Annotated in this window: 12 protein-coding genes; 6 read left to right on the top strand and 6 right to left on the bottom strand. The window is 64.8% G+C overall.

The window, feature by feature from the left end; all coding sequences use genetic code 11:
• Positions 1-47 precede the first annotated feature (47 nt).
• The 5 genes from spoIVA to J9789_RS05315 form a co-directional block, all read right to left on the bottom strand.
• Positions 48-1,526: a stage IV sporulation protein A gene (spoIVA, locus tag J9789_RS05295; RefSeq protein WP_209343206.1), complete on the bottom strand. Its 1,479-nt coding sequence runs from the start codon at positions 1,524-1,526 to the stop codon at positions 48-50.
• Positions 1,527-1,682: 156 nt separating this feature from the next.
• On the bottom strand, positions 1,683-3,962 hold the full coding sequence (locus J9789_RS05300; protein WP_209343741.1) for a molybdopterin cofactor-binding domain-containing protein: 2,280 nt from the start codon (positions 3,960-3,962) through the stop codon (positions 1,683-1,685).
• Positions 3,963-3,964: 2 nt separating this feature from the next.
• Positions 3,965-4,438: a 2Fe-2S iron-sulfur cluster-binding protein gene (locus J9789_RS05305; RefSeq protein WP_209343214.1), complete on the bottom strand. Its 474-nt coding sequence runs from the start codon at positions 4,436-4,438 to the stop codon at positions 3,965-3,967.
• The gene (locus J9789_RS05310; protein WP_209343216.1) at positions 4,435-5,232 is read right to left on the bottom strand and encodes an FAD binding domain-containing protein; all 798 of its coding nucleotides are present in this window, start codon (positions 5,230-5,232) and stop codon (positions 4,435-4,437) included. Before J9789_RS05310 ends, J9789_RS05305 begins: the two co-directional genes overlap by 4 nt.
• Before the next feature lie 134 nt (positions 5,233-5,366).
• A complete protein-coding gene (locus J9789_RS05315; RefSeq protein WP_209343218.1) occupies positions 5,367-5,987 on the bottom strand; it encodes a Crp/Fnr family transcriptional regulator in 621 nt (206 codons plus the stop codon).
• A gap of 128 nt (positions 5,988-6,115) precedes the next feature.
• Between J9789_RS05315 and leuC the strand changes: the two genes are divergently transcribed.
• From leuC to J9789_RS05345, 6 genes are all read left to right on the top strand, one after another.
• Positions 6,116-7,375 carry a 3-isopropylmalate dehydratase large subunit gene (gene leuC / locus J9789_RS05320; RefSeq protein ID WP_209343225.1) on the top strand — a complete coding sequence of 420 codons (1,260 nt, stop codon included), beginning with the start codon at positions 6,116-6,118 and terminating at the stop codon, positions 7,373-7,375.
• 14 nt (positions 7,376-7,389) lie between these two features.
• Entirely contained in the window at positions 7,390-7,875 is a 486-nt protein-coding gene (locus J9789_RS05325; RefSeq protein WP_209343228.1) for a 3-isopropylmalate dehydratase small subunit, read from the top strand.
• A complete protein-coding gene (leuB, locus tag J9789_RS05330) occupies positions 7,872-8,948 on the top strand; it encodes a 3-isopropylmalate dehydrogenase (RefSeq protein ID WP_209343236.1) in 1,077 nt (358 codons plus the stop codon). The genes J9789_RS05325 and leuB overlap by 4 nt, the downstream gene beginning before the upstream one ends.
• A gap of 126 nt (positions 8,949-9,074) precedes the next feature.
• Positions 9,075-9,863: a type III pantothenate kinase gene (locus J9789_RS05335; protein ID WP_209343240.1), complete on the top strand. Its 789-nt coding sequence runs from the start codon at positions 9,075-9,077 to the stop codon at positions 9,861-9,863.
• Positions 9,864-9,945: 82 nt separating this feature from the next.
• The gene (locus J9789_RS05340; protein WP_209343249.1) at positions 9,946-10,530 is read left to right on the top strand and encodes an ECF transporter S component; all 585 of its coding nucleotides are present in this window, start codon (positions 9,946-9,948) and stop codon (positions 10,528-10,530) included.
• 170 nt (positions 10,531-10,700) lie between these two features.
• Complete coding sequence (locus tag J9789_RS05345) at positions 10,701-11,891, top strand: pyridoxal phosphate-dependent aminotransferase (RefSeq protein ID WP_245185081.1); 1,191 nt, start codon at positions 10,701-10,703, stop codon at positions 11,889-11,891.
• Between the two features lie 56 nt (positions 11,892-11,947).
• Here the strand turns inward: J9789_RS05345 and J9789_RS05350 are convergent, their stop codons facing one another.
• A complete protein-coding gene (locus tag J9789_RS05350) occupies positions 11,948-13,240 on the bottom strand; it encodes an MATE family efflux transporter (RefSeq protein WP_209343252.1) in 1,293 nt (430 codons plus the stop codon).
• Positions 13,241-13,321 lie beyond the last annotated feature (81 nt).

Consider the following 13,321-nt stretch of genomic DNA (forward strand, 5'->3'; position numbering starts at 1 on the left):
CTTACCGCGTACAAAAGGCGCGCTGCATATCGCAGCGCGCCTTTTCTTTATAAGATGATGCAGATCAGTCCGCCGGAGCCCTCGTTGATGATCCGCTGGAGGGTCTCCTGCAATTTGGCCCGGGCATCCTCCGGCATGCGCTTGAGCTTGCCGTTGAGATCCTCGCTGACCAGTTCATGAAAGGACTTGCCAAAAATGTTGGACTGCCAGATGGCTTTGGTGTCCCCCTCAAATTCCTGGAGCAGGAAATGGACCATCTCCTCGCTCTGCTTTTCGTTGCCCACGATAGGGGAGACCTCCGTCTCGATGTCGGCCCGAATCATGTGGATGGAGGGGGCGGAGGCCTTGAGACGCACCCCGTACCGGCCGCCCTGGCGGACAATCTCCGGCTCCTCCAGCACCAGCTCGTCGGTGCCGGGCACCACGATGCCGTAGCCGGTGGCCTTGACCTCCTCCAGGGCCCCAGCCACCTTGTCGTACTCGGTCTTGATCTTGGACAGGCGGCTCAAAAGCTCCAGCAGGTCACCGTCGTCGTGGATGGTGAAGCCCGACTGCTGGGACAGGGTGTCGTAAAAGAGGCTGCGGGGCAGCTCCAGGTCGGCGGCGGCCAGGCCGGTGCCTAGGTTCATGGAGGTGATCCGGGCCGCGCTCACCGTGTCGCAGGCCCCCATGGCCCCTACGGCCCCCTCCACGTCCCGGATGCGCCGCATGCCCTTGGCGCTCTCCCGGATGGCGGCGTACAGGCCGTTTTTGATGGGGTGGTCCCAGGGCAGGGCGTCCACCCAGGGGGGGAGGAAGAGGTCCAGCTCCTTCACCGGGAACTCGTACAGGACACCCTTGATGATGTCGGTGACCGCGTCCTCCTCCAGCTCCAGGCAGTTGACGCACATACACGTCACGTCGTACCGGCTGGCGATGTCTGCCCGGATGGCCTGGGCCCGCTCGGACCGGGGCTGGGCGGAGTTGAGCACCACCAGGAAGGGTTTGCCCAGCTCTTTCAGCTCGCTGATGACCCGCTCCTCCGCCTCCAGGTAGTCCTCCCGGGGGATGTCGGTGATGGTGCCGTCGGTGGTGACCACGATGCCGATGGTAGAGTGCTCGGCAATGACCTTCCGGGTGCCGATCTCGGCGGCCTCGGTCATGGGGATGGGCTCGGAGAACCAGGGGGTGGTCACCATCCGGGGGGTGTCGTCCTCCAGGGAGCCTACCGCGCCGGGCACCAGGTAGCCCACGCAGTCGATGAGCCGCACCTTGAAGGAGGCACCGCTGTCCATGGTGACCTCCACCGCCTCCTCGGGGACGAATTTGGGCTCGGCGGTCATGATGGTGCGGCCCGAGCCGCTCTGGGGCAGCTCATCCTTGGCCCGCTCCCGGCGGTAGACGTTCTCGATGCCCGGGATGACCATGGTCTCCATGAACCGCTTGATGAACGTGGATTTTCCAGTCCGCACCGGCCCCACCACGCCGATATAGATATCTCCCTCGGTTCGCAGGGCGATATCCTCATAGAGCTTGCGTTGTTCCACTGGCAATTCCTCCTTCGGCCATGTTAAGCCGGCGTTTTCTCTACATAACTATGGGGATAAGCCGTGAAATATGCGAAGCAAAAAGGCGCGCCGTCCGGTGGGGACAGCGCGCCTGTTACAAAACGTATTATAGCTTGAAATAATACAGAGGGGAATTTACACTTCCCGGCCCATGAGGATCTTCTCGGCGGTGATGGGCAGAGAGCGTACCCGCACGCCGGTGGCGTTGTACACCGCGTGGGCGATGGCGGGGGAGGGGGTATTGATGACCACCTCGCCGATGGACTTGGCGCCGAAGGGGCCGTTGGGCTCGTAGCTCTCCTCGAAGTCCACCCGGATCTCGGGCAGGTCGGTGCGGCTGGGAATCTTGTAGGTCATGAAGGTGGAGTTGACCATCTGGCCCTTGGGATCGTAGTTCACGTCCTCCAGCAGAGCCATGCCGATGCCCTGGGCGATGCCGCCCTCGGCCTGGACCCGGGCCAGGTTCTTGTTGATGACGGTACCGCAGTCCACCACGCCCACGTAGTCCACGACCTTGGTCTCGCCGGTCTCCAGGTCCACCTCCACCTCGGCAAAGCCCGCCATGAAGGGCGGGGGAGAGGTGGGGCTGCAATGGCTGGCGCTGGCGGTGAGCCACTGGGTGCCCTCGCCCACCACCAGGTCCTGGGCCAGCTTGTCCAGGGTGATGGAGGTCTCGGGATTGGTGCGGTCGTACACCTTGTCGCCGTCAAACTCCGCCCGCTCGGGGTGGATGTTCAGGCGGCGGGCGCCCTCGGCGGCGATCTTCTCGTTCAGCTCGGTGCAGGCCTTCACCACCGCCGCGCCGGTGACGTAGGTGGTGCTGGAGGCGTAGGAGCCGGTATCGAAGGGGGAGTGGTCGGTGTCCACTCCGTCCACGGTGATGCGCTCCATGGGGCAGTTGAGGATCTCGGCGGCCATCTGGGCCAGGATGGTGTCGCAGCCGGTGCCCATGTCGGTGGCGCCGATCATCAGGGTGTAGTAGCCGTCGTCGTTGAGCTTGATGGTCACCGACGCGGTGTCGATGGCGGAGATGCCGGAGCCCTGCATGGTCACCGCCATGCCCACGCCCCGGACCCGGTGGTCGTCCACCTTGACGCAGGGGTATTTCTCCTTCCAGCCGATCATCTCCATGCCCCGCTCAATGCACTGGGGCAGCTTGCAGCTGGTGAGGGGCTCGTTGTAGTAGGCGGCCATGTGCTCGCCCACGTGGGGCAGGTTCATGAGACGCAGCTGGGCGGGGTCCATGTTCAGCTTCTCGGCCAGCTCGTTCATGGCGGACTCCATGGCAAAGCAGCCCTGGGTGGCGCCGTAGCCGCGGAAGGCGCCGGCGGCCATGGTGTTGGTGTACACCACGTCCCAGGAGAAGCGGAAGGCGGCCTGCCGGGCGTAGAGGGGGATGCTCTTGTGGCCTACCAGACCGATGGTGGTGGAGGCGTACTCGCCGTAGGCGCCGGCGTTGGACAGGGCGTGCATGTCCACCGCCTTGATGGTGCCGTCCTTCATGGCGCCCACCTTCACGTGGACCCGCATCTGGTGACGGCTGTTGGAGGCCTGGAAGGACTCCTTCCGGGTGTAGACGATCTTGGCGGGCTTGCCGGTGCGCAGGGTGACCAGGGCGGGGAAGAGCTCGCTGACCAGGGTCTGCTTGGCGCCGAAGCCGCCGCCGATGCGGGGCTTCACCACCCGCACCATGTTCTTGGGCAGGCCCAGGGCCCGGGCGATGGTGCGGCGGCAGTGGAAGGGCACCTGGGTGGAGGTGACCACGTTGAGCCGCCGGTTGTAGTCCAGATAGGTATAGGTGCGGAAGGTCTCCATCATGGCCTGGGCGTTGGCCTTGGTGTAGTAGGTACGGTCCACCACCACGTCGCAGGCGGCCATGGCGGCATCTACGTCGCCGTCAGAATCGCAGCCGCTGGACACCAGGTTGCGCTTGGGGTCGCCGCCGATGTCGAAGTGATGGAAGTAGTCCTCCTCGGGATGGACCACGGTGGGATTGTCCAGAGCGGTCTCAAAGTCCAGCACGGGGTCCAGGATGTCGTACTTCACCTGGATCATGCCCAGGGCCTTGGCCACACAGTCCTTGTCCCGTCCGGCCACGATGGCCACCGGGTCGCCCACGTAGCGGACGGTGCGCTCCAGGATGTAGCGGTCGTAGGGGGAGGGCTCCGGGTAGGACTGGCCCGCCAGGGTGTAGCGGATCTGGGGCACGTCCTCCCAGGTCAGGATGCAGGAAATGCCGGGCACCCGGCTGGCGGCGTCCTTGCGGATGGACTTGATGCGGGCGTGGGCGTGGGGGCTGCGGAGCACCTGCACCACCAGGCAGTCACGGGGTACCATGTCCTCGGTGTACACGCCCTTGCCGCCGGTGAGGGCGGCGCCGTCCAGCTTGGGGATGGCCTGATTTACATATCGCAGATTCATGCCTGCCCCTCCTTCTCCCAGGGCTTGTCACGGAGCCAGGCCCGCAGGGCCCGGGTCTGACCGGCGTAGCCGGAGCAGCGGCACAGGTTGCCCGCCAGATAGTTGGAGATCTCCTCCTCGGTGGGGTCGGTGAGCTCCCGGCGCATGGCCAGCACCGCCATGATGAAGCCGGGGCTGCAGTAGCCGCACTGCTCGGCGCCCTGGGCGGTCATGTACCGGCCGAAGGAGGCGGCCTCGTCCTTCACGCCCTCCAGGGTGGTGACGTGGAGGCCGTCGGCCCGGGCGGCGGGGTAGGAGCAGGACAGCACCGGCTTGCCCTCCACCCACACGGTGCACAGGCCGCAGTTGCTGGTGTCGCAGCCGCGCTTCACGCTGACATAGCCGTACTTGCGCAGAAACTCCAGCAGCATCATATCGTTGGGGATGTGCTTGTTGTACAGCATCCCGTTGACGGTGATCTTGACTTTCATCCCTTGTTCTCCTCCATGCACTGCTCTGATGCCCGGCGCACCAGCACGGCAGCCAGCTTCTTCCGGTAGTCCGCCCCGGCCCGCAGGTCGGTGCCGTAGGTCAGCTCCTCAGCGGCCGCCTGTCCGGCGGCAGCGGCCCCCTTGTCCTCGTTGAGGCAGGCGGCGGCGCTCTCGCAGCGCACCGCCCGGGCGGGACGGGCGCCCACCGACACGGTCCACTGGCCGTTCAGGCAGCTGACCGCCGCGGCCAGGGTGGGGAAGTCGGTGGTGGAGCGGCGGACGCTCTGGTAGGCGGCCCGGCGGCCGTCGTCCTTGATGCGCACCTTCAGCAGGATGTCGTTGAAGGCGATGGGGGAGGCCATGAACTCCGCCAGGGGAAGCTCGCCGCCCCGATAGAGCACCACGATGGCGTCCAAAGCCAGCAGGGCGCAGGTCAGGTCGGAGAAGCCGAACCGGGAAAAGACCGAGCCGCCCACGGTGGCGCAGTTGCGGAAGGGCACGCCCACGATGTGGGACACACATTCGCCCAGAATGCCATCAAAGCGGGATGTGACGGCGGGGTGGGTCTCCAGCTGATGGAGGGTGACCGAGGCCCCCAGCTCCAGACAGCCGTCCTTCACTTCGATCTGGTCCAGGCCCAGCCGGGTGAGGTCGATGGCGCGGCTGATGCGGCGGCGGCCCATTTTCAGCCAGCAGCAGCCACCCAGGATGACGCTGGTCCGGGTGTCCCGCTGGAGCAGCTCGTCGGCTTCCTCCAGGGTCTCGGGGAACACGTAGCTCTTGATGGTGAACAAATCCAATTCCTCCCCATAAATCGGGTTTTCTCGTGTTTTGCAGACATTCTATTATACCGGCTTCTTCCATGGATGTACAGTACAAAGCAGAAAAATTGTGGGAAATCAAAAAGATTTTCGGGGAACCGGTCGGTTCACTCCCCAGGCTGCCGCAAAAAGGCCTCCAGACCGGCCCGGTCCACCAGCTTCAGGCTCTTGTAGCCCGTCTTGATCCAGCCCTTTTTGTCGAATTCGCCCAGCACCCGGCTCACCGTCACCCGGCTCACGCCCACCGAGGAGCCGATCTCCTCGTGGGTGCAGCGCACCGTGTCCTCCGGCCAGGGCAGGATGGACAGCAGGTGGCGGGCGATGCGCTTGTCGGCCTGGAGAAAGTCGCCGTCCACGTGGCCAGACAGCATGCGCACACGGCGGGCCAGGTCCTCCAGCATGGCAATAGCTAGGTCGGGGTGGGCGGCAAAGACCTGGGTCAGGTGCCGCCGGTCCACCGCCACCAGCTGACATTTTGTCACCGCCATGGCGGAAGACACCCGGGGCTGACCGTCAAAGAAGGCGGCCTCGCCCATCAGCTCGCCGGCGTGGGGGAGGGTAAGGATACGCTCCTCGCCCTCGGGGGAGCTGATGAAGCACTTGGCGGTGCCCGATACAATATAATAAAAGCATTCCGCCCGGGTGTCCTGGAGATAGATGAGCTCGCCCGGCTCCTTGTGCAGGATGGGCTGACCGTCGGCCAGGGGCGTCCAGATGTTGCGCAGCATGGCGGGTTCCTCCTTTCGGACGGGCGGCGGTCAGCCGCCCCTACAGGGAGATTGTAGCATGGTTTACATTCTTCTGACAAGGGGGTATGGTATGCTGATACCAACAAGAAATAAGGAGGCGCCCTCGTATGGGAATGACCATGACCCAAAAGATCCTGGCCCGCCACGCCGGACTGGACCAGGTGGTACCCGGCCAGCTGGTGGAGGCCAAGCTGGACCTGGTGCTGGGCAACGACATCACCGCGCCCGTCGCCATCACCGAGTTCCGCAAGGCGGGACTGACTCAGGTATTTGATAAAGATAAGATCGCTCTGGTACTGGACCACTCCACCCCCTGCAAGGACATCAAGTCCGCTCAGCTGTGTGCCCAGGCCCGGGAATTTGCCAAGGAATTCAATATCACCCACTTTTACGACGTGGGCTGCATGGGCGTGGAGCACGCTCTGCTGCCCGAAAAGGGCCTCACCGCCCCCGGCGAGTGCATGATCGGCGCCGACTCCCACACCTGCACCTACGGCGCCGTGGGCATGTTCTCCACCGGCGTGGGCTCCACCGACATGGCCGCCGGCATGGCCACCGGCCTTGCCTGGTTCAAGGTGCCCGCCGCCATCAGGGTCACCCTCACCGGCAAGCTCCAGCCCTATGTCTCCGGTAAGGACGTGATCCTCCACCTGATCGGCATGATCGGCGTGGACGGCGCCCTGTACAAGTCCCTGGAGTTCGCCGGGGAGGGCGTGGGGGAGTTGTCCATGGACGACCGCTTCACCATTGCCAACATGGCCATCGAGGCAGGCGCCAAGAACGGCATCTTCCCGGTGGACGACAAGACCCGGGCTTATCTGGAGGGCCGGGTGACCCGCGCCTGGGAGGCCGTGGAGGCCGATCCCGACGCCGAATACGAGCAGGAGATCGTCATTGACCTGAACACCCTCCAGCCCACGGTGGCGCTGCCCCATCTGCCCTCCAACACCCGTACCATCGACCAGGTGGAGGGTACCCACATCGACCAGGTGGTCATCGGCTCCTGCACCAACGGCCGCCTGGACGACCTGCGGCAGGCCGCGGCGGTGCTCAAGGGCCGCAAGGTGGCCGACGGGGTGCGCTGCATCGTCATCCCTGCTACCCAGCAGATCACCCTGGACGCCATGGCCGAGGGCCTGATCCAGATCTTCATCGAGGCGGGCTGCGCCGTGTCCACTCCCACCTGCGGCCCCTGCCTGGGCGGCCACATGGGCGTGCTCTCCGATAACGAGCGGGCCATCTCCACCACCAACCGCAACTTCGTGGGCCGCATGGGCCCCGTGTCCTCCGAGATCATTCTGGCCAACCCCGCCGTGGCTGCCGCTTCCGCGGTGGCGGGCTGCGTGGCCGATCCCCGGAAGCTGTAAGGAGGTTTTCAGGCATGAAAGTATATAAGTACGGCGACAACGTGGATACCGACGTGATCATTCCCGCCCGGTACCTCAACGCCCCCGACGAAAAATCCCTGGCCTCCCACTGCATGGAGGACATTGACGCCAACTTCGCCTCCACCATGGAGCGGGGCGACATCATCGTGGCGGGCTCCAACTTCGGCTGCGGCTCCTCCCGGGAGCACGCGCCCCTGTCCATCAAGGCCTGCGGCGTGAAGTGCGTCATCGCCCCCTCCTTTGCCCGCATTTTCTACCGCAACGCCATCAACATCGGCCTGCCCATCATGGAGAGCCCCGAAGCTGCCGCCGCCATCCAGGCGGGGGACACGGTGAGCGTGGACTTCGCCACCGGCACCATCACCGACGAGACCCAGGGCAAGACCTGGCAGGCTGCGCCCTTCCCGGCTTTCGTCAACGGCATCATTGAGGCCGGCGGACTGCTCAACTCCCTGAAAGCGCGAGGTGTGGCGAAATGAATTATAAAATCGCATTGATCCGGGGCGACGGCATCGGCCCCGAGGTAGTAGGCGAGGCCGTCAAGGTGCTGGAGGCCGTGGGCAAGAAGTTCGGCCACAGCTTTACCTATGAGGACGTGCTGCTGGGCGGCTGCGCCACCGACGCGGTGGGGAAGAGCTACCCCGACGGCACCGCTGAGAAGTGCAAGGCCTGCGACGCCGTCCTGCTGGGCGCCGTGGGCGGCCCCAAGTGGGGCTCCGACAAGCCCGCCGAGCAGCGGCCCGAGACTGCTCTGCTGGCCATCCGCAAGGACCTGGGCCTGTACGCCAACCTGCGCCCCGCTGCCCTGCGGCCCGCCATGGCGGACGCCTGCCCCCTGAAGAAGGAGACCGCCGAGAAGGGCATCGACCTGATGATGGTCCGTGAGCTCACCGGCGGCATCTACTTCGGCCAGCGGGAGAAGTATCAGACTGAGGACCGAGGCATGGAGGCCGCCGACCGGATGGCTTACTCCGAGAAGGAGATCGAGCGCATCGGCCGCCGGGCCTTTGAGCTGGCCCGCCTGCGCCGCAAGAAGGTGTCCTCCGTGGACAAGGCCAACGTGCTGGAGACCTCCCGTCTGTGGCGGTCCGTCATGCACCGGCTGGCGGAGGAGTACTCCGACGTTCAGTACGAGGACGTGCTGGTGGACAACTGCGCCATGCAGCTGGTCCGTGACCCCGGCCAGTTCGACGTGGTGGTCACCGAGAATATGTTTGGCGACATCCTGTCCGACGAGGCCTCCATGGTCACCGGCTCCATCGGCCTGCTGCCCTCCGCCTCCATCGGCGATACCGCACCCGGCCTGTACGAGCCCATCCACGGCTCCGCTCCCGACATCGCGGGCCAGGACAAGGCCAACCCCATCGCCACCATCCTGTCGGTGGCCATGATGTTCCGCTACTCCTTCCACCTGGCCGCCGAGGCCGACGCGGTGGAGGCTGCTGTGGACGGGGTGCTGGCCGAGGGCTGGCGCACCGCCGACATCGCCGAGCCCGGGGTCACCCCCATCGGCACCAAGCAGATGGGCGACCTTATCTGCGCCAAGATTTAAGAAAACAGGGAAGAGGCGGAAATCCGCCTCTTCCTTTTTATGAGGGGCCGCCCCTACTTGACGCTCCACGCCAAAACTGCTACAATATTTTGGATTTGAAGACCACAAATGAAGGGAGCGGGCGGCATGATCCTGGCGGTAGACGTGGGCAATTCCACCACCACGGTGGGCCTGTTTGATGAAACGGGGAAGCTGACCTTCCGGGCCACCCTGGAGACCTCAAGGAGTAAGACCCGCGACCAGTGCGCCATTGATCTGCTGGGGGTGTTCGGCCTGTACGGCGCCGATATCCACGGGGTGGACGGGGCCATCCTGTCCAGCGTGGTGCCCCCTCTCACCGCCATTTTTACCGACGCCCTGACCCGGCTCACTGGCAAGACCCCCATGGTGGTGGGCCCCGGCATCAAAACCGGGCTCAACATCAAGGCGGAGATCCACAACCAGCTGGGCAGCGATATCGTGGCCTCGGCGGTGGCCGCCATGGCCGCCTATCCCAGCCCCATCGTCATGGTGGACCTGGGCACCGCAACCTCCGCCTCTTTGATCTCGGGCAGCGTGTATGAGGGCTGCGTCATCATGCCGGGCCTCACCCTGGCCCTGGAGGCCATGTGGTCGAGGGCGGACGCCCTGTCGCCCATCTCCCTGGAGTCCACCGCTCCGGTGGAACTGCTGGGCCGCACCACTGAGGAGGCCATGCGCTCTGGCGCCCTCTACGGCCACGCCGCCATGCTGGACGGGATCATCGACCGCCTGGAGGAGGCGGCGGGCAGCCCGGTCACGGTGGTGGCCACCGGCGGCAGCGCTCCCCGTATCCTGCGCTACTGCAAGCGCACCGCTCACTACGACGCCGACCTGGTCATGCGGGGTCTCTATCTGCTCTACCAGAAGAACACCCGCAAGAGCCGGCGTACCTGACCTTGTACTCAACGGCAGCTGCCGTGGGTAAATAAAATGCGCTGCATCCTCAAAGAGGAGCGGCAGCAGGAGGTAAGCAATCATGAGAGCAAACGAGAAAACCAGACGCCTGACCGGACTGGCCCTGTTGACGGCCATCATCATCGTCCTGCAGGTAGTCGCCAGCTTCGTCAAGTTCGGACCCTTCTCCATCACCCTGGCCCTGGCCCCCATCATCATCGGCGCGGCCCTGTACGGCGCAAGCGCCGGTGCCTGGCTGGGCGGCGTGTTCGGTGTGGTGGTCTTTATCGCCTGCGTGGCGGGCTGGGACGTGGGCGGCAACATCCTGTTCACCGCCAATCCCTTCCTGACCTGTGTCCTGTGCATCGTCAAGGGCGCCCTGGCCGGTCTGGTGGCCGGTGTGGCCTTCCGGGCTATCGAGGGGCGCAGCCCCATGGCCGCGTCCATCACCGCCGGTGTCCTGTGCCCGGTGGTCAATACCGGCATCTTCTGCATCGGCCTGACCCTGTTCTTCCACGACACCCTGGTGGCCTGGGCCGGCGGCACCGATCTGGTATACTACATCATTTTCGGTCTCACCGGCGTCAATTTCCTGCTGGAGCTGGCCATCAACCTGGTGCTCAGCACCGTCATTGTCCGTGTGGTGGGCGCCAGAAAGCACGCCTGAGCCCCGCAACCGTCCGAAAAAGAGCCGCCGCACCCATGTGCGGCGGCTCTTTTGCATCTTCTCTAGCTTGCTCATTCAAAAACCGGGAAGTTTCTCAAATAAGGACTTGCAATTTTGCAAGTTGGCGCATATAATATGTCAAGAAAATGTGTGACAAGGGAGAGATTCCATTGAAAGAGCTGTCTACCATCGCCCAGGCCGTCCAGGCGTCCACCACCATGGCCATCGACGCCATGTTCAAGCAGATGAAGGCCGACGGCATCGACGTGATCGGTTTCGGCGCCGGTGAGCCCGACTTCAACACCCCCGACGCCATCAAGGAGGCGGGCATTGCCGCCATCCAGAACAACGTGACCCGCTACACCCCCGCCGCCGGCACCGTGGAGCTGCGCCAGGCGGTGTGCGACCGCATGAAGGCCGACTACGGTCTGGACTACAAGCCCGCCCAGGTGGTGGTGAGCAGCGGCGCCAAGCATCTGGTGTACCTGGCCCTGCGTGCCATTGTCAACCCCGGCGACGAGGTCATTCTGCCCGCGCCCTACTGGGTGAGCTACATCGAGCTGATCAAGATGGTGGGCGGCGTGCCCGTGGTGGTCACCGCCACCGAGGCCGAGCACTTCAAGCTCACCGCCGACAAGCTGGAGGCCGCCATTACCCCCAAGACCAAGGCCATCATGCTCAACAACCCCTCCAACCCCACCGGCATGATGTACAGCAAGGAGGAGCTGCAGGCCCTGGCCGCCGTGTGCGAGAAGGCCGACCTGTATGTCATCTCCGACGAGATCTACGCCTGCCTGGCCTATGACGGCCGGGAGTTCACCAGCTTCGCCTCCCTCAGCGCCGACGCCAAGGAGCGCACCATCCTCATCAACGGCGTATCCAAGGCCTACGCCATGACCGGCTGGCGCATCGGCTACGCCTGCGCCAACGAGAAGGTGGCCAAGGTCATGGCCAACTACGTCAGCCACTCCACCGGCTCTCCCGTGGCCATCTCCCAAAAAGCCGCCGCCGCTGCCCTCAGCGGTCCCCAGGACGAGGTGCTCACCATGAAGAAGGCCTTTGAGGAGCGCCGCAACTACATCGTGGAGCGCATGAACGCCATCCCCGGCGTCAGCTGCATCATGCCCGAGGGCGCCTTCTACGTGATGATGAACCTGGAGCAGCTCATCGGCAAGACCATCCACGGCGTGGAGATCACCAACGACGACGTGTTCGCCGACGCCTTCCTGAAGTACGGCCTGGTGGCCGTGGTGCCCGGCTCCGGCTTCGGCGCCCCCAACTTCGTCCGCTGGTCCTACGCCACCTCCATGGACAACATCAAGGAGGGCCTGGCCCGGCTGGAGAAGTTCCTGGCGGAGTAATTGCCCCATAGCAAACAAAACGGACGTGCTGGAAAAAGCACGTCCGTTTTTTTCATTCAGCCCCGCCGGGCCGCCTTCATCAGCACCAGAGCGGCGCAGATGGTGACTGCCTCAGTGATGGGCATGGCCAGCCACAGAGCGTCCGCCCCCAGGAGGGAGGGCAGCACCAGAATGAGCCCGCCGCTGAGGGCCAGGCCCCGCAGCACCGACAGGAAGAGGGCGCTGCCCGGCCGGAGCACCGACTGGAAGTAGTAGGTGAAGAACACGTTGCAGGGCAGCAGCAGGAAGGACAGGCCGTAGGTCCGCAGAATGGCGGGGGCGATGGCCAGCACATCGGCCTCCGGCTTCATAAAGATGGACACAAAGCCGTTGGGGAAGGCCAGCACCGCCGCCGTCCACACCACGCCGAACGCTGCCGCCGCCCACAGGGCGTATTTCAGCACCTGGGCCATCCGGTCCCGGCGGCCCGCCCCGAAGTTGAAGGACAGGATGGGCTGGGCGGCCTGGCCCACGCTGTAGCCGCAGCACTGGACGACGATGACCCCGTATACCGCCAGGGCGTTGGTGCCCAGCCAGGCCATGATCTGCCGGTTGAACAGGATGGTGAGCACCCCCATAGCCACGTCGATGAGGAAGGCGGAGAAGCCCGCCGTCCACACCCGGCCCAGCAGCCTGGGCAGGCCCACCGGCAGAGCCAGGGCCAGGGTGCAGCGCTTGCGGAAGAAGTGGCTCAGGGCTACCGCCAGGGTGATGACCGCCCCCAGGGCGGTGGCCAGACCGGCCCCCCGGATGCCCATGTCCAGGCCGAAGACAAAGAACACGTCGCCGAAGATGTTGAAGATGCCGCCGGACAGCACCGCCGCCGTGGCCAGACCCTGCGCACCGTCGCTGCGCAGGAAGGCAGAGAGCATCTGGGAGAGCAAAAAGGCGGGCACCACATATTTAATGGGCCCCAGATAGGCCTGGGCCAGGGGGAGCAGGTTCCCCTCCGCCCCGAAGAAGGTGAGCAGGGGCTCGTCCCAGAACACCACGGCGGCCCAGCACGCCGCCGCGCACAGCATGGCACCCAGCAAGGCGGTGGTAAAGTAGCGGTTCTCCTCCCCGGAGCCCCGACCCTTGGCCAGGCCGTACCACACCGAGCCGCCGATGCCGTTGAGCAGACCCAGGCTGTAGATCACGTTCCACACCGGTGCCACCACCGCCAGAGCGGCGGTGCCCTCCGGGCCGTGGTACTGGCCCACCACTGCCATGTCCACGATGCTGTAGATGGAGCTGATGAAGGTACTGCCAAAGGCGGCGGCCAGGTAGCGGAAGTAGAGGGGACGTACCTTGTCCCGCAGCAGATCCATATCCATTCCTCCCAAACAAAAAAGCCGGACAAGGAACAGGCATCTCAGCCTGCCACCTTATCCGGCTTGCCATTTCTTCTG

The organism is Flavonifractor sp. AGMB03687, assembly GCF_017811815.1.
Taxonomy (GTDB): Bacteria; Bacillota; Clostridia; order Oscillospirales; family Oscillospiraceae; genus Flavonifractor.